A 17,569-nucleotide genomic window follows, 5' to 3' on the forward strand; every position below is an offset into this window, starting at 1 on the left:
CCTTGCGACCACACTAGGACACGGCTCGCGGGCCCCGGCGCACGTTCACTGTCGGCGGAACGGGTTAGCGTGTGGCCATGCCCGGCCCCACCCTCTCCCCGCAGTCCGACGCGAGCCTCGCCCCCGGCATCGCACCGGCCGGCGAGTCCGCTGTCGACGTCGCCGGCCTCCCGGCGCAGGCGGTCCCCGAGCAGGGGCACGTCGCCGTCTTCGGCGCGCCCGGCTCCGGCAAGACGACCCTCGCGGTCGATCTCGTCGCCGACCGCGTCGAACGGCTCGGCTACGGCGTCGACGAGGTGCTCGTGCTCTGCGCAACGCGCACGACGGCGACCGCCCTGCGCGACCGCATCGCCGTGCGACTCGCGGCGACCACCCGCGGCCCCCTCGCCCGCACCGCGAACTCCATCGCCTTCCAGCTCGTCCGCGCCGACACGGGCTCGCCGGTGACCCTGCTCACCGGCGGCGAGCACGACCGCATCGTCGCCGAGCTCATCGACGGCGGGGTCCGCGACGGATTCGGCCCGGCCTGGCCCGACCCGCTCAGCCCCGAGGTGCGCTCGCTGCGCGGGTTCCGCAGCGAGCTGCGCGACCTGCTCATGCGTGCCGTCGAACTCGGCATCGACGAGGTCGAGCTCGCCCGTCTCGGCGACGCGGCCGGCCGTCCCGAGTGGGTCGCGGCGGCGGCGTTCATGTCCGAGTACGCCGACGTGAAAGAGCTCGTGCGGCCCGACCAGTTCGACTCGGCCGAGCTCGGCGCGTTCGCCGCGACGATCGTGCGGCGCAGCGCGGCCGACCCGGCGGCATCCGCGTCGCTCGGACCGCTCGCCGGGCTGCGGCTGCTCGTCGTCGACGACGCGCAGGAGACCACCGAGGCGGCCGCCGCGCTCATCGCCGCGTTCGCCGCGTGCGGCGTGCAGGTCGTGGCCATCGGCGATCCGGATGTCGCGAGCAACGGGTTCCGCGGCGGACGCCCCGAGTTGCTCGGCTCGCTCTCCTCCGTGCTCGACGGCGCCCCCGTTCGGCGCATCGACCTGCCCGTCGTGCACCGCGGACGCCCCGGCATCGCCGAGATGCTCGGCGGGGTGCGCGCGCACATCGGCACCGCACTGGGCGGCAGCCACCGATCGGCGGCGCTCGCCGCCGTGCTCGACCTCCCAGACGGCCTGGCTCCGGTGCTCGGCATCGAGGCGCCCTCCAGCGCCGCGGAGTCGCTCGCGATCGCCTCCCTCCTGCGGGAGCGGCACCTGCTCGACGGCGTGCCCTGGTCGCAGATGGCCGTCATCCTGCGTTCCGGCGCCGACGTGCCGGCGATCGAGCGGGCGCTCGCGCTCGCCGACGTGCCCACCGCGGGCGCCGCGACCGGCATGGCGCTGCGCGACGCACCCGCCGCGGCCGCGTTGCTGGCGGCGTGTTCGGTCGTGCTCGGCCGCGAGCCGTTGACGGCGGAGCTCGCCGTCGCGCTGCTGACCGGCCCCCTCGGGCGTCTCGACGGCATCGGCCTGCGCCGGCTCAGGCTCGCGCTCCGGCACGAGGAGCTGGCCGCCGGAGGTGACCGCACCGGCGACGAGCTCCTCGTCGAAGCGCTCGCCGCGCCCGGCGGGTTCACCACGATCGACGCCGCCCCCGGCCGCCGGGCGTCCAGGCTCGCCGCCGTGCTCGACGCCGCCGCCGGCATCGCGCGGGGCGGGGGCAGCATCGAGGAGGTGCTCTGGTCCCTCTGGGAGGGCAGTGGGCTGGCATCCGAATGGAGCCGGCAGGCGAGCGGCACCGGGGTCCTCGCCGACGAGGCCGATCGGCAGCTCGACGCCGCGGTGGCGCTGTTCGCGGCGGCGACGCGATTCGTCGAACGCGAACCCGACGCACCCGCCGTGCGCTTCGTCGACGAGGTGCTCGCGAGCGAGCTGCCCGAAGACTCGCTCGCGCCGCGGCGCACGGCCGAGACCGTGCTCGTCACCACGCCGCAGGGCGTCGTCGGGCGCGAGTTCGACGTGGTCGTCATCGCCGGGCTGCAGGACGCCGTGTGGCCCAACCTGCGCCCGCGCGGCACGCTCCTGCACTCGGCACTGCTCCCGCGGGTCGCGCAGGCCCAGCGGTCCGGCTCGCCGCTGCCCGGCGCCGACTCCCCGGCCGAGGCCCGTGCCGGCGTGCGCGACGACGAACTGCGCATGTTCGTGCTCGCGGCATCCCGCGCCCGTCGTCAGGTCGTGCTCGCCTGCACGGCCAACGACGACGAACAGCCGTCGGTCCTCATGGGCTACGCGCCCGAGCGCGTGCGCCAACGCCGTCGCCCGCTGCACCTGCGGCAACTGGTCGGCGTGCTCCGTCGTGAGGCGGTCGCGGGCGATGCGGAGTCGGCCTCGGCGCTCGCACTGCTGGCCGAGGAGGGCGTCGCCGGCGCCGGTCCCGACGAGTGGTACGGACTCGCCGAGCTCACGACCGAGGCCCCGCTCGTCGATCTCGACGGCGACCCCGAGGCGACCGTGTCGGTCTCGCCGTCGCAGATCGATCGGGTCGAGGAGTCCCCGCTCGGCTGGTTCGTCGATCACATCGCGTCCCCGCCGTCGGGCGTCGCGGCGTCGATCGGCACCATCGTGCACGCGGTCGTCGAGGAGGTCGGTGCGCGCGATGACGGCGATACGAGCCTCGACACGATCTGGGCGGCCGTCGAGACCCGGCTGCAGGGCGTTCGCTTCGAGGCCGGATGGGTCGCCGAGCGCGAACGGCGGGGCGCACGGCGCATGGCCGAGGGCGCTGCCGAGTACCTCACCTCGTTCTCCGACGACCGCAAGGTGCTGCTCGGCGCCGAGGGGCGGTTCACCATCACCGTCGATCGGGTGCGCATCACCGGCACGATCGACCGCATCGAGGCGTCGCCCGACGGCACGACGGTCATCGTCGACCTGAAGACCGGTCGCACGCCGCCGACGTACGCGCAGACCGCCGACCACCCCCAGCTGGCCGCATACCAGTTGGCGGCCCGGCAGGGGGCGATCGCATCGGCCGGAACCCTGGGCGGGGCGAAGCTCGTCTACGTGGCGACGCCGTCGAGGGGACTCGCGTACACCGAGCGCGCACAGCAGCCGTTCGACGACGAGGCCGAGTCGGACTTCCACGAGCGGCTCGCCGAGGTCGGCCGCATCATGGCGGGTTCGAGCTTCCACGGTCCCGCCGAACTCGGCCACCGGTCCCGGTTCGGGTCGTGGCAGTACCGCGTGCACCTCGTGCCGGCGGTCTCGGCATGACCGCGGCGAATCCGGCCGCCCCGGTGCCCTCTGCTCACCCGGCACCGGTGACCCCGCCGCAGGCGATCAGCGCCGCCGAGATCGCCACCCGACTCGGGTTGCACCTCCCGACGCCCGAGCAGCAGGCCGTCATCGAGGCCGATCCTCGCGGGGCGAGCATCGTCGTCGCGGGCGCCGGCAGCGGCAAGACCGAGACCATGGCGAATCGCGTCGTCTGGCTGCTGGCCAACGGGCACGTCGGAGTCGCCGAGGTCCTCGGGCTCACCTTCACCCGCAAGGCCGCCGGCGAGCTCGCCGAGCGGGTGCGCGAACGTGTCGCGCAGCTCGTGGCCGAGGGCATCGCCGACCTCGAGATCGATCCCCTCGAGTCCGCCAGCGTGAGCACGTACCACTCGTTCGCGAGCGCGATCTACCGCGAGCACGCGATGCGCATCGGCCGTGAACCCGACGCGACCGTGCTCGGCGAGGCCTCCGCCTGGCTGCTCGCCCGTTCCGTCGTGAGCGCGTCCGCAGACCCGCGACTCATCGAGCTCGACGCCTCGCTCGACAAGGTCACGGCCGCGACGCTCGCCCTCAGTCGTGCGCTCGCCGAGAACGTCGCCGACAGCCGAGACGTCCGCGCGTTCGCCCGGGACTTCCTCGGCATGCGCGGGCTGCCCATCGAGGCGCCCCGCAAGCGCACCGACTTCGACTCGTTCGTCGACGCCCTCGGAGTCGTCGATGCGCTGCCGCCCCTGCTCGACCTCGCCGACGCGTACGCCGCGGCGAAGCGCGAGCGCGGCTACGTCGAGTTCTCCGACCAGGTGGCGCTCGCGCTGCAGATCTGCGCCGAGCATTCCGAGGTCGTCGCAGAGCACCGCGAGCGTTCGCGCACCGTGCTCCTCGACGAGTACCAGGACACGAGCGTCGTGCAGACCCGCCTGCTCGCGACGCTCTTCGAGGGGCACGCGGTCATGGCAGTGGGCGATCCCGACCAGTCCATCTACGGATGGCGGGGCGCGAGTGCCGCGAACCTCGCGCGCTTCGACCGCGACTTCGGCCAAGGGCGCGCCGCGGTGTACCACCTCTCGACCAGCTGGCGGAACCCTCGCGTCGTCCTCGACGCCGCGAACACGCTGATCGCGCCGCTCGACGCCGGCATCCCGAAGGCGCCGCTCGCGCCGTCGCCGTTCGCCGGCGCCGGTCGGCTCGAGGTCGACTGGTCCGAGACGATCGAGGGTGAAGCCGATCGCGTCGCACGCTGGTTCGCCTCGAACCTCGCCCGAGGGTCCAAGAGCGGCGCACTGCTCTGCCGCACGTTCGCGAACGTCGAGGTGTTCACCACCGCGCTGCGTGCGCACGGCGTCCCGGTGCACGTGCTCGGCCTCGCGGGCCTGCTCGACCAACCGGTGATCGCCGATCTCGTCTGCACCCTGCGGGTGCTGCACGATCCCACCGCCGGATCCGAGCTCGTGCGCGTCCTGGGCGGCGCGCGTTGGCGCATCGGCCCGGCCGACCTCGCGGGCCTGCGCGCCGTCGCGGCGTGGCTCGTCGACCGCGACCTCGCTCGCCGGCGTCTCGACGACGAGGTCCGGCGCGAGCTCCGCGCGTCCACGGCCGCCGAGGAGTCGCCGTCGATCGTCGATGCGCTCGACTTCGTGCTGACCGCGCCCGACGACCATCGTGCGCTCGCGGGCATCAGCGAGACCGGTCTCGCCCGGCTGCGGCGAGCGGGGTCCCAGTTGCAGGCGCTCCGCCGCCGAGCGGGCCTCGGCCTCATCGACTTCGTCCACCTCGTGCAGCAGGAGCTGCTGCTCGACATCGAGGCGGCAGCCAATGCCGACCAGCCGCTTGGGCGCCCGAGCCTCGAGGCGTTCGACGAGTTGCTCGCGGGGTTCGCCGAGGACTCGGAGCATCCGACGCTCGGCGCCTTCCTCGGGTGGCTCACCGAGGCCGAGCAGCGCGACCGGCTCTCGCCGCGCCAAGACGAACCCGAGCCGGGTGCCGTGCAGGTGCTCTCGATCCACGGCTCGAAGGGGCTCGAGTGGGATGCCGTCGCGGTCCCGCGCATGGTCGAAGACGAGATCCCGTCCAAGCCCCGCTCATCGAAGGGCTGGCTCGCCTTCGGCGAGCTGCCCAACGAGTTCAAGGGCGACCACGAGGAGCTGCCCGAACTGGGCTGGCGCGGGGTCCAGAGCCAACGGGAGTTCGATGAGGCCGTGAAGGCCTTCGCCCAGGAGAACCGCGAGGGCCATGCCGAAGAGGAGCGCCGGCTCGCCTACGTGGCTGTCACCCGCACCCGGTCCGATCTCCTGCTGAGCGGTTCGTGGTGGTCGACGCAGAAGACCGCGAGGCCGGCCAGCCCGTTCCTCCGAGAACTCGCGGTCGCGGGCGTCGTCGATCCGGCGACGCTGCCGACCGTGCCCGAGCACGAGGAGAATCCCCGCAGCAGTGCGGCCGAGCGCGTGGAATGGCCGCTCGATCCGCTGGGCGTGCGGCGTGCGGGAGTCGAGCGCGCCGCCGAGGCCGTGCGGGCCGCTGCTCGTCGGCCGAGCGGATCCGGCATCGGCCCGCAGCTCGCATCCGAGCTGACGCTCCTCATCGAGGAGCGTCGTCGTCGGCAGGCCGGTCCCGGCCCGACTCCGATCCCATCGCGCATTCCGGCGTCGCGCTTCAAGGACTACCTCGACGATCCCGAGGCGGTTGCGGCGCAGCTGCGTCGGCCCATGCCGCAGCGACCGTACCGCGCGACCCGGCTCGGCACCCTGTTCCACGACTGGGTCGAGCACCGGTCCACGGGTGAAGCGGCCGCCGCGGGCGTCGACGACGGACTGTTCGCGTTCCACGACGGGTTCGATCCGGGCATCGAGGAGGGGTTCATCCTCGACGCCGTCGCCGATGGCGCGCCGGCCGGTGGCCCGCCGGCCGATGGCGCGTCAGTCCAGGTCGATGCCGCCGGCACGCAGGATGCCGGTACGCAGGACGCCGCCGCCGATACCGACGATGCGGAGGCCGCCGGCACGATCGCCCCCACGAGGTCCAGCCGGGTGCTCGCCGATCGCGAGCGGCTCCAAGCGCTCCGCGCGACGTTCGAGGCCTCCGAATGGGGCGATCGTCGTCCGATCGCCGTTGAGATCGAACTGCACCTGCCCATCGAGGAGCATGTGTTCGTCTGCAAGCTCGATGCCGTCTACGAGGTGCCCGCCGATGGCGAACTCGCGGCACGCGGCATCCGGTACCAGGTGGTCGACTGGAAGACGGGGCGGGCACCGCGCAATGCGCGCGACCTCGAGCTCAAGCAGACGCAGCTCGCGCTGTACCGACTCGCGTACGCGGCATGGTCCGGTGTCCCGGTCGAGCAGATCGACGCCGTCTTCTACTTCGTCGAAGACGACCGCACCATCCGCCCGACGGAGCTCTACGACGAGGCGGCGTTGCGCCGGGCCTGGGCCTCGGCCGTCAGCTGATCGAGGGTCGCCCGGTCCAGCGGGGCGGTCGCGGCCGGATCGGGCGCGGCGTCGGAAGCGGCATCCGGAACCGCGTCCGGAGCGGCGTCACCCCAGTCGCTGAGGTCGAGCGGGATCGGGGCGGTGGCCTCGGGTTGGTAGGCGTAGCGCTCGCCGACCTCGTCGCGCTCGAGGTCCGAGAAGTCGTAGCTGTCCGTGAGCAGTGCCGACCGCGGCTCGCGCGCCGAGGTGGGCGCCGACCGCGGAGTCTCGTCGAGCATCCGTTCGACGCCGTCGACCGTCAGGATGGGGCCGGTCTCGGGGGAGAGGGCCTCGGTCGTGCGTTCGTGCACGCTCTCGACGAGTCCGTCGAGCATGCCGACGGCGTCGGCGATGATCGCCTCATCGTGGCGGTCGACGCCGTGCAGCAGCCAGCGCGCGAGTTCGAGTTCGCCGTAGAGCAGCGCTCGCTGCGGCAACAGCGCATCGGCGCCACCGCTTCGTCCGAGCGTGTAGGCCTCGAGGGCGCGCTCGGCCGAGGCGCCTCTCGACGTGAGCAGCCAGTGCAGGTCGCGCGCCGGATCGCCGACCGAGAGTGCCGACCAGCCGACCACCCCGAGCACGCGTTCCTCGTCGACGAGGAACGAGTCGGCGGAGAGCGAGCCGTTCACGACGGCGGGGCGGAACCTCCATAGCGCGGCGTCATCCGTCGCCTCCTCCCATCGGCGCAGGAGCGCGGCCGGGAGATGTCCGGTGTCGGATGCGCGGCCGATGAGCTCGACGACCGCGTCACGGGACTCGTCGGCGGTCTCGCGGTGCAGCCCGGCGTCGCCGATGAATCCGGTCGGCAGCGAGTGGATCGCGGCGATCGCTCCACCGACCGACTCGGCGAGACGGTCGTACGCGGTCAGGTCGTCGCCGGAGACGACATGACCGTCGAGGAAGTCGGTGACGACCGCGCGGGTGCCGTCGATCGGTGCCTGACCTGACGTCGACGGCACCGCGAACGGGAGCCTCGACCGGATTCCCGCGGTCATCGCCGCGATGGCGACGAGGTCGGCGGACTGCTCGGTCTCGGCGGTCTGGGATCGGGGGACGCGGATCAGCAGGCGTCTGCCGTCGGTCGCGCGCAGTTCGGCCGCGTCGAATGCGCCGGTGGAACGTCGAGTGTGCGCGCGGGCCCCCGCGACCTCGAGGCCCGGGATCGCTGCCGTGGCCAACGCGGCTAGAGTGAGTGTGGGTCTGGCCATGGCCAACAGCTTAAGCAGGTGATTCCGTCGCCGGGGCGAGCGCCACGCCTTGCCGCCGACTCCGCCCCGACGCGAGAGAGGCCTGCCGTGCGCGAATCGACATCACCGCCGCTCACCCGCGCGCGCCTCGAACGCGACGCCGCCGCGCGCGGAATCGACGATCGGGCCGAGCAGTTCGACGCCGATCCGACCGCGCTCGTCCTCCTCCTTCGCAGCGGCAGGGCACTGCTCACCGAACAGGTCGAAGACCTCGTGCCGGTGCTCGACCTGCGGAGTCCCGCCGCGGTGCGGGCGCTGCTCGGTGACGACGCGGACATCACCCTGCGCTGCTATCTCGGGCGAGTCGCCTCGACCGACGGGCTCGACATCCCAGGCGAGGAACCCGATCCGACTCGCCGGCAGCCGTCGGAGGCGCACGGGGCCGACGGCGCGCCCGTCGAGGTCTGGGTGCTCGATGACGCCGTCGCCGACCTGATCGAGTCGGAGCCCGCTCGCTGGGTCGGACTGCGCCAGGCCGCGTCGCAGCTCGAGAGCCGGGAGGCCGGGCTGTTCACGCAGGCGGTCGCGATCGCGAACTGGCACGCGGCGTCGGCCTTCTGTCCCAGGTGCGGCGGGCCGACCGAGCTCGCGGAGTCGGGCTGGTCGCGCCGGTGCACGGTCGATGGCGGCTCGATCTTCCCGCGCACGGACGCTGCGGTGATCGTGCTCGTGACGGATTCCGAGGACCGGGTGCTCCTCGGCTCGAACGCGATGTGGGAGTCGAACCGCTTCTCCCTGCTCGCCGGCTTCGTCGAGCCCGGCGAGTCGCTCGAGCATGCGGTCGTGCGGGAGATCGGCGAGGAGGCGGGCCTGGCGGTCCGCGACGTCGAGTACGCGGGATCGCAGCCGTGGCCGTTCCCGGCGAGCCTCATGCTGGGCTTCACCGCCCGGGCCGAGTCAGCGCGCCCGGCGCCCAAGGTCACGCCCGACGGCGTCGAGATCCTCGAACTGCGCTGGTTCACCCGCGACGAGCTCGCGGCCGCGCTCCCCGAGGTCGGATTCCCCGGGCGCACCTCGATCGCCGGTTGGCTGCTCGAACGCTGGTTCGGTGCCCCGATCGACTCGTCGCCGCGAGGCTGGGGCGCGTGAGCACGGCAACCGACCCACTGCTGGCCGACCTCGACGACGAGCAGCGCATCGCCGCGGAGGCCCTGCTCGGACCGGTCTGCATCCTCGCGGGAGCGGGCACCGGCAAGACCCGGGCGATCACGCATCGCATCGCGTACGGGGTCTCGACCGGAACGTACGATCCGGCCCGGGTCATGGCCCTGACCTTCACGGCACGCGCCGCCGCGGAGCTTCGAGAGCGCCTGCGCGCGCTCGGTGCCGGCGGCGTGCCGGTGCGCACCTTCCACGCCGCGGCGCTCGCGCAGCTCAACCACTTCTGGCCGTTGGTGGTGGGCGGCAGCGCTCCTCGCGTGCTCGAGTACAAGGGGAGGATGCTCGGCGCCGCCGCCGAATCGATCCGCCTGCGGGTCGATCAACCGACGCTGCGGGATGTCGCGGCCGAGATCGAGTGGCGCAAGGTGACGCTCATGACGCCCGAGGCGTACGAGACGCGGCTCGCCGCGCGGGGAGCGCCCGGCCAGCTCACGCCCGACCAGTTCCGCGACCTCCTCGCCGCCTACGAGCGACTGAAGGACGAACGACGACAGCTCGACTTCGAGGACGTCCTGCTCGCGACCTCGGGCATGGTCGAGGCCGAGGCATCCGTCGCCATGCAGGTGCACGAGAACTACCGGCATTTCGTCGTCGACGAGTACCAGGACGTCTCGCCGGCGCAACAGCACCTGCTCGACCTGTGGCTCGGCGACCGCCGTGAGCTCTGCGTCGTGGGCGATGCGAGCCAGACGATCTACTCCTTCGCGGGGGCGACGCCCGAGTACCTGCTCGGCTTCGAGCGCCGGTTCGCGGATGCCACGATCGTGCGCCTCGAACGCAACTACCGGTCGACGGAGCCGATCGTCGATGCCGCGAACCGGTTGATGCGCGGTCGCGCCGGAGCGCTCCAGTTGCGTTCGGTGACGGATGCCGCGACGATCACCGATTCCCGGTCCGTCCCAGATGCCGACGGCCCATCGGATGCCGCGGGCACGGCGGACACTCCGAGCACGGCGGCCGCCCGGCCGACGCGTTCCCCGGCGCGCCGTGGTGGGGAGGAACCGGTCGTGACCTCGTACGCCGACGAGCTCGCCGAGGCGAGGGGCGTCGCCACGCTGCTGCGCTCGCGCATCGACGCGGGATACGCGCCCGAGACCATGGCCGTGCTCATGCGCGTCAACTCGCAGTCGGCGATGCTCGAACACGCGCTCGACGAGGTCGGCGTGGCCTCGCGGGTGCGCGGCGCCGTGCGGTTCTTCGACCAGCCCGAGGTGCGCCAGGCGGTGCAGGCGCTGCGCGCCGCGGCCCTCACGATCGCGAATGAACCGCTGTTCAAGTCCGTCAGCGACGTGCTGCGCTCCCTCGGCTGGACGGCGCAGGCGCCAGACGGTCCGGGAGCGGTGCGGGGGCGGTGGGAGTCCCTGAACGCCCTCGCGCGTCTCGTCGACGACGCGCCGGCCGGCACGACGTTCCGCGCCTTCGCGGACGACCTGCGGGCCAGAGCCGAGGCGCACCACGAGCCCACCGTGGCGGCCGTCACCCTCGCCACGCTGCACTCGGCCAAGGGGCTCGAGTGGGACGAGGTGCACATCATCGGCCTCACCGAGGGCATGCTGCCCATCACGTACGCGAAGGGCCTCGACGCGATCGACGAGGAGCGGCGCCTGTTCTACGTCGGCGTCACGCGGGCACGCCGGCGACTGTCGCTGAGCTGGGCTCGGGTCGGCGGCCAGCACCGGGCAGAGCGTGAGGAATCGCGATTCCTCCAGGAGCTCGGCACCCGCAGCTCGAGTGCACCTCGTGCCGTCGGAGCCGCGCGTCGGAGCGAGACCGCTCGAAGCTGACGGATGCCGCGGCGAGCTCGGACTCGCCGGCGCGCAGCCGGTCATCGACCGCTCGGGCGGCGGCCGCGGCCGCATCGAACCGGAGCCGTGGCGGATCGTCGGGCGCCGGACGGCCGGCGAGTTGCGCGGCGATCACCGGCCACGCGGCATCCGCGTCGCGCCGGGCGAGGTCGAGACACCGCACGCATGGCCCGCGCCCGGGCTCGACGAGCGGCCCGACCCGGATGCCCGCGTCGTCGGTGAGGACGACGAGGTGCGGCAGGTCGCGGCGCATCCACGGCAGGTGGCGCGCCGGCGTGATCGCCCAGTCGGCGACGATCACGACGAGGGCGGGGTCACCGGTGTCGGTGCCGGGAGAGAGCCGGCGTGCGGAGTGTCCGAGCGCATGCAGGTCGGCGACGATCAGGTCGGCCAGTGGACCCGCGCCGTCGACGGCGATGGCGCTCGGTTGCGCGTCGGCGGTCTCGGCGGTCGTGGTCGCGGTCGCCGTGGCGGACGGGGTCGCCGGCGCTCCGGGATCGGCGGCGGCATCCGCTCGCAGGCAGGCGGGTTCGAGCCGGGCCACGAACGCGCGCACCTCGTCGGGCGTGCCGTCCAGTCCGGAGCCGATCGTGATGAGCGTGGAGAGGCTCGCGCCGTGCCGCATCGCCTGGAGCAGCCCCGTCTCGAGCGGGCCGGGGTGCTCGATGACGGCGCGCGGCGAGGCGGCGCCGAGCTGGATCGTGTCGGGGGTGCGCCAGACGAGGGGGAGCGCGGGGTCGAGGCGAGGCGTCATGCCGTGAGCATGCCCGATCGCGCACTGCCGCAGCGCAGCCTCTCCACAGGCGCAGGAGGCAGACGCGGGCATGACGGGCACCAGGCGCGCAGACGGAGGCGCGCGCACCGCTGACACCCGGGCGGGGCGGGCCCCGGTGCCCGTGCTCGTCGGGTCAGGTGGGCGGCGGGGTGTCCGTGCCGTCGGTCGCGTCGGGCTCGCTGCCGTCTTCGCCGGGAGCGGCCGGGGTCTCACCGCGCAGGAGCTGCTCGAGCGCCTGGTCGAAGTCGTCGTCGGCCTCGGAGGTCGCCGACTCGGCACCGGTCAGCCGCGCGATGAGCGCCGCCGGGTCGTCGAGGTCTTCTGCGGTGGGGAGCAGGTCGGGGTGCGCCCAGAGGGCGTCGCGCTGCTCGATTCCGACCGCCTCGCCGACCGCCTTCCAGAGCGCGGCCGCCTCGCGCATGCGGCGCGGGCGCAGTTCGAGGCCGACGAGCGTCGCGAACGCGGACTCGGCCGGACCTCCGGTGGCCCTGCGGCGACGGATGGTCTCGGCGATCGCGTCGGACTTGGGCAGTCGCGAGGTCGCGTCGGAGGTCGCCTGGTCGACCCAGCCCTCGATGAGCGCGAGCAGGGTCTCGAGCCGCGAGAGCGCGGATTCCTGCGCCTCGCTCCGAGCACTGATGAGCGCCCCCGACTCGACCGCTCGACGCAGCTCCTCGGTGTTCGACGGGTCGAACCCCTCGGCGAGGCGCTCGAGGCGCTCGGTGTCGATCTCGATGCCGCGGGCGTACGCCGTGATGGCGCTGATGAGGTTGAGCCGCAGCCACCGGGCGTGACGGAAGAGGCGCGCGTGCGCAAGTTCGCGGACGGCGAGGTAGAGCTCGACCTCGGTCGACGGAATGTCGAGGTCGGCGCCGAACTCGGCGATGTTCTGCGGAATCAGCGCGGCGCGGCCGTCGGCTTGCAGCGGGATGCCGACGTCGCCGCCGGAGACCACCTCGCTCGCGAGCTGGCCCACGACCTGGCCGAGCTGCATCGCGAACATCGCGCCGCCGACGCCGCGCATGAGCTTGCTCGCGCCGTCGATCATGGACTGCATCTCTTCCGGCGCCTGCTCGCGCATGACGCGCGTGAGGGCGTCGGAGATGCTGAGCGCGACGGGCTCGGCCAGCTGCGTCCAGATCGGCATCGTCGCGGCGACCCAGCCGCGCCGGGTCAGCAGTTCGGGCGAGTCGGGCAGGCGCGAGAAGTCGACCGCCTCGTCGAGCCAGAGGGAGGCGACCTGCAGGGCCTGGTCGAGTCGCGCGCGCTCCTCGTCGGTGATCTGCACCTGGGCGGATGCCGCGCGCTGTTCGCCTTGGCGGAGCGCGACGCTCCAGTCGATGCCGTCGTCGGCGTGGTTCATCGCCTGCTGCAGCTGGCTGAACAGGGCCGCGACGCTCGCCGGGTCGTTCGGCAGGCCCGCGGCGCCGGCCAGCTGCGCGGGGTCGATGTCGCCCGCGCCGGAGAGCAGGTTTCGGAGCATCTCGCGGAACTCCTCTTCGGGGTTCGTTCCGCCGGGCTCGTCGTTCCCATCGGCCACGTGAGCCACCTCCAGTCAAGTTCCCTCCAACCGTAGCGCCGCGCTCGGGACGAGTGGCTGGGAAATGGCTTAAGCTGGGCGTTCCCGGTGTCCGCCCGTCGCGAACAGCGGGACATCCGGCACCATGCGGTGGTTCGAACCGCTCGGAAGGAAGCACCCATGGCCCTCTTCGACGACGACCGGTCGCCGCTGCCCGAATCGTCCGGGCTCGACGAGCCGTCGCATCGACGGGGACCTCGGCCGGTGCGCGAGCGCATCGGATGGTGGGCCGCCATCGTGGCCACGGTCATCGGCATCGTGTTCGCGCTCTTCCCGACCCCGTACGTGATCGAGCGGCCCGGACCCGTCTACGACACCCTCGGCACGGCTGAGCACGGCGACGAGGAGATCCCGCTCATCGAGATCCCCGATGAGCGGACGTACCCGACCGAGGGAGAGCTGAACCTCCTCACGGTCTCGGTCGTCGGCCGGCCGGGCTCCACGCCCACGTGGTTCGAGGTGCTCGGCGCATGGCTCGACCGGCAGCAGTCCGTCGTGCCGGTCGAGGCGATCTTCCCGCCCGGGCTCAGCAACGAGGACCGCGACGCGCAGAACTCCGCGGCCATGGTCGACTCGCAGCAGGACGCCATCGCCGCGGCGCTCGTCGAACTCGGCTACGACTTCCCGCGGGAGGTCACGGTCTCCGGCGTGGTCGAGGACGGACCGGCCGACGGCGTGCTCCAAGACGACGACGTGGTCCTGGCCGTGAACGGCACCGAGGTGTTCTCGATCGACGAGCTGCGTTCCGCCGTCCAGGACAACGGCACCGATGCGCCGGCCGAACTCACCGTGCTCCGCGACGGCGAGGAGGTCTCCGTCGAGGTGACACCCACCGACAACGGCGGCACCGCGGTGCTCGGCATCGGCGTGCGCATGGTCTACGAGTTCCCGATCGACGTCGAACTGCAGCTCGACGACGTGGGTGGCCCGAGCGCCGGCATGATGTTCGCCCTCGGCATCGTCGACAAGCTCACGCCGGGCGCGATGACCGGCGGCGAGATCATCGCGGGCACCGGCACGATCGACTCGTCGGGCATCGTGGGGCCCATCGGCGGCATCCGCCAGAAGCTCTGGGGTGCGAAGGATGCCGGTGCCACCGTCTTCCTGGCCCCCGAATCCAACTGCGACGAGGTGACGGGGCACGTCCCCGACGGACTCGACGTGTTCGCCGTGACCGACCTCGATCAGGCCCGCGAGATCGTCGAGGCGGTCGGCGAGGACGCCGACACCGACGCCTTCGCCACCTGCCCGACCTCCTGACGGCCTGACCGGGGCCTTTCGGGGCAGACGCACGGGTTCGCGAACATAGGATGGAATCTCGATCCGTCCCGACCGAACAGAAGGCCGAGAGTGACAGCACAGACGCAAGAACCGAGGACATCGCGCCGGCGCGCGCCCATCGCCCTGACGATCGGGGTGTTGGCAGTGCTGGTGATCGCGTTCTTCGTGTTCATCGGGCTTTATGCCGATGTGCTCTGGTACGACCAGCTCGGCTTCCTCGAGGTGCTCACCACGCAGTGGGTCGCCCGCACGGTGCTCTTCCTCATCGGGTTCGTCGCGATGGCACTGCCGGTCTGGGCGTCGATCCAGATCGCCTATCGCACGCGTCCGGTGTACGCGAAGCTCAACTCGCAACTGGATCGTTATCAAGAGGTGTTCGAGCCGCTGCGGCGACTCGCGATGTACGGCATCCCCGTGGTGCTGGGCATCTTCGCGGGCGTCTCGACGTCGAGCCGCTGGGACCTCACGCTGACCTGGCTGAACCGCACGCCGTTCGGCTCGACCGATCCGCAGTTCGGCTTCGACCTCGGGTTCTACGTCTTCGAGCTCCCCTTCTACCGTTCGATCATCGGCTTCGCCTCGGCCGTCGTGCTCCTGTCGCTGCTGCTCGTGGCCGCGACGAACTACCTGTACGGCGCGATCCGCGTGAGCGGTCGCGAGGTCGTCATCTCGAAGTCGGCGCGCGTGCAGATCGCGATCACGGCCGGCCTGTACCTGCTGCTGCAGGGCGTCAGCATCTGGTTCGACCAGTACGCCACGGTGACCGAGTCCGGGTCGCTCATCACGGGTGCGGCATACACCGACGTGAACGCGGTGATCCCCGGTCGCCAGATCCTCGCGGTGGCCGCCATCGGCGTCGCGGTGCTCTTCGTCGTGACCGCGATCATCGGTCGGTGGCGCCTGCCGCTCGTCGGCGTCGCGCTGCTCGTCGTCTCGAGCCTGCTCATCGGCACGCTCTACCCGTGGGTCATCCAGCGCTTCCAGGTCGACCCCAGCCCCCGCACGCTCGAGGCGCCGTACATCCAGCGCAACATCGACCTCACGCGTGATGCCTACGGCGTCGCCGATATCGAGGAGATCCCGTTCGAGGCGAAGACCGACGCCGAGCCCGGCGCGCTGCGCTCCGACGCCGAGACGACCGCGAACATCCGCCTCATGGACCCGCTCGTGATCAGCCCCGCGTTCCAGCAGCTCGAGCAGTTCCGCCAGTACTACCAGTTCCCCGAGGCCCTCGACGTCGACCGGTACCAGATCGACGGCAAGACCCAGGACACCGTCGTCGCCGTGCGCGACCTGAAGCTGTCCGGCCTCGGCGACGCCGAGACCTGGTACAACTCCCACATCGTCTACACGCACGGCTACGGCCTCGTCGCCGCTGCGGGCAACCAGCGTTCGGCCGGCGGGCAGCCGGTGTTCGTGCAGTCGGGCATCCCGTCCACGGGCGACCTCGGCGAGTTCGAGCCCCGCGTGTACTTCGGCGAGAACTCGCCCGACTACTCGATCGTCGGAGCGCCCGAGGACACCAAGCCCGTCGAGCTCGACTACCCGGCCGGTGGCGACAACGACGAGCAGACCCAGACGACCTTCGAGGGCGATGGCGGGCCGAAGCTCGACAACGTCTTCACGAAGCTCGCCTACGCGCTGAAGTTCCAGTCGGAGCAGATCTTCCTCTCCGACGCGGTGAACACGACGTCGCAGATCCTCTACGACCGCGACCCGATCGAGCGCGTCCGCAAGGTGGCGCCGTACCTCACTCCCGACTCCGACGCGTACCCGTCGGTGGTCGACGGCAAGCTCGTCTGGATCGTCGACGCGTACACGCTGACCGACCAGTACCCGTACTCGAACAAGGTGAGCATGAGCGAGGCGATCGCCGACAGCGAGAGCCTGCCGCAGACCCTCCCGTTCGACGAGGTCAACTACATCCGCAACTCCGTCAAGGCCACGGTCGACGCCTACGACGGCTCGGTCACGCTCTACGCGTGGGATGCCGAGGACCCCATCCTCAAGACGTGGCAGAAGGTCTTCCCGTCGACGATCGAGCCGATGAGCAAGATGTCGGGCGACCTGCTGAGCCACGTGCGGTACCCGGCCGACATGTTCAAGATGCAGCGCGCCGTCCTCGGGCGCTACCACGTCACCGACGCGAGCGCCTTCTACTCGCGTGAAGACGCGTGGACGACGCCCAAGGAGCCCACGCAGGCGGCCAACACCACGCTCCTGCAGCCGCCCTATTACCTGACGATGCAGATGCCCGGCCAGGAGGTGCCGTCGTACTCGCTGTACTCGACGTTCATCCCCGAGGCGAGCGGCGACCAGAGTCGCAACGTGCTGCGCGGATACCTCGCGGTCGACGCGGATGCCGGGAGCACCGACGGTGAGCGGGCCGAGGGCTACGGCAAGCTGAGGCTGCTCACGCTGCCCGAAGACGACAACGTGCCGGGCCCCGGCCAGGTGCAGGCCACGTTCAACTCCGATCCGACGGTGTCGCAGTCGCTGAACCTGCTGAAGCAGGGCCAGTCCGACGTGATCAACGGCAACCTGCTCACGGTTCCCGTGGGCGGCGGTCTGCTCTACGTGCAGCCGGTCTACGTGAAGTCCACCGGCAACACGAGCTATCCGCTGCTGCAGAAGGTCCTCGTCGCGTTCGGCGACCAGATCGCGTTCCAGGACACGCTCGACCTCGCGCTCGACGTGCTGTTCGGCGGCGATTCGGGTGCGGATGCCGGCGACCAGGCGGTCGACCCCGGTGCGACGCCGGAGACACCCGCCGAGGGCGAGGGCGAGGGCGACGGCGCCACCGACGGTTCGACGGGTGGCGAGGCCCCGAGCGAGGAGATGCAGCAGCTGCTCCGCGAGGCATCCGGATTCCTGAAGGCGAAGCAGGCCGCTCTCGCCGATGGCGACTGGGCAGCCTACGGTGCGGCCGACGCGCAGCTCGCCGAGACGATCGCGAAGATGCTCGCGCTCACCAACGGCGAGTGATCCACGCGGGCGTGCAGCCCGCATCCG

8 protein-coding genes are annotated in these 17,569 nt (G+C 72.0%); 6 read left to right on the forward strand and 2 right to left on the reverse strand.

Going from position 1 to position 17,569, the window contains the following annotated elements; translation table 11 throughout:
- Nucleotides 1–77: 77 nt before the first annotated feature.
- Both ACR3IO_RS11370 and ACR3IO_RS11375 read left to right on the forward strand, forming a co-directional pair.
- Nucleotides 78–3,242, forward strand: coding sequence for a PD-(D/E)XK nuclease family protein (locus ACR3IO_RS11370; protein WP_434071323.1), 3,165 nt, complete (start codon nt 78–80; stop codon nt 3,240–3,242).
- 47 nt (nt 3,243–3,289) lie between these two features.
- The gene (locus ACR3IO_RS11375) at nt 3,290–6,688 is read left to right on the forward strand and encodes a UvrD-helicase domain-containing protein (protein ID WP_434071324.1); all 3,399 of its coding nucleotides are present in this window, start codon (nt 3,290–3,292) and stop codon (nt 6,686–6,688) included.
- On the opposite strand, the gene ACR3IO_RS11380 is transcribed toward ACR3IO_RS11375, so the two are convergent.
- Nucleotides 6,640–7,917 (reverse strand): phosphotransferase, encoded by a 1,278-nt coding sequence (locus ACR3IO_RS11380; RefSeq protein WP_434071325.1) that lies wholly within the window; start codon nt 7,915–7,917, stop codon nt 6,640–6,642. The two genes, ACR3IO_RS11375 and ACR3IO_RS11380, sit on opposite strands and share 49 nt — an antisense overlap.
- Before the next feature lie 87 nt (nt 7,918–8,004).
- On the opposite strand from ACR3IO_RS11380, the gene nudC reads away from it, so the two are divergent.
- Both nudC and ACR3IO_RS11390 read left to right on the forward strand, forming a co-directional pair.
- Nucleotides 8,005–9,045 carry an NAD(+) diphosphatase gene (nudC, locus tag ACR3IO_RS11385; protein ID WP_434071326.1) on the forward strand — a complete coding sequence of 347 codons (1,041 nt, stop codon included), beginning with the start codon at nt 8,005–8,007 and terminating at the stop codon, nt 9,043–9,045.
- Complete coding sequence (locus ACR3IO_RS11390; protein WP_434071327.1) at nt 9,042–10,901, forward strand: ATP-dependent helicase; 1,860 nt, start codon at nt 9,042–9,044, stop codon at nt 10,899–10,901. The genes nudC and ACR3IO_RS11390 overlap by 4 nt, the downstream gene beginning before the upstream one ends.
- A gap of 929 nt (nt 10,902–11,830) precedes the next feature.
- Here ACR3IO_RS11390 and ACR3IO_RS11395 read toward each other — a convergent pair.
- The gene (locus tag ACR3IO_RS11395; protein ID WP_434071328.1) at nt 11,831–13,237 is read right to left on the reverse strand and encodes a zinc-dependent metalloprotease; all 1,407 of its coding nucleotides are present in this window, start codon (nt 13,235–13,237) and stop codon (nt 11,831–11,833) included.
- A 159-nt stretch (nt 13,238–13,396) separates the two neighbouring features.
- On the opposite strand from ACR3IO_RS11395, the gene ACR3IO_RS11400 reads away from it, so the two are divergent.
- Together ACR3IO_RS11400 and ACR3IO_RS11405 are read left to right on the forward strand one after the other, a co-directional pair.
- The gene (locus tag ACR3IO_RS11400) at nt 13,397–14,536 is read left to right on the forward strand and encodes a YlbL family protein (protein WP_434071329.1); all 1,140 of its coding nucleotides are present in this window, start codon (nt 13,397–13,399) and stop codon (nt 14,534–14,536) included.
- Nucleotides 14,537–14,626: 90 nt separating this feature from the next.
- On the forward strand, nt 14,627–17,542 hold the full coding sequence (locus ACR3IO_RS11405) for a UPF0182 family membrane protein (RefSeq protein WP_434071330.1): 2,916 nt from the start codon (nt 14,627–14,629) through the stop codon (nt 17,540–17,542).
- Nucleotides 17,543–17,569: the final 27 nt, after the last annotated feature.

It is taken from the genome of Agromyces sp. Marseille-Q5079 (genome assembly GCF_051016555.1).
In the GTDB taxonomy this organism is placed as follows: Bacteria; Actinomycetota; Actinomycetes; order Actinomycetales; family Microbacteriaceae; genus Agromyces.

Bases quoted from the DNA above. Each gene is read 5' to 3' on its own strand.
- ACR3IO_RS11370 (WP_434071323.1), top strand. From the start codon at position 78: ATGCCCGGCCCCACCCTCTCCCCGCAGTCCGACGCGAGCCTCGCCCCC.
- ACR3IO_RS11380 (WP_434071325.1), bottom strand. From the start codon at position 7,917: ATGGCCAGACCCACACTCACTCTAGCCGCGTTGGCCACGGCAGCGATC.
- ACR3IO_RS11400 (WP_434071329.1), top strand. From the start codon at position 13,397: ATGGCCCTCTTCGACGACGACCGGTCGCCGCTGCCCGAATCGTCCGGG.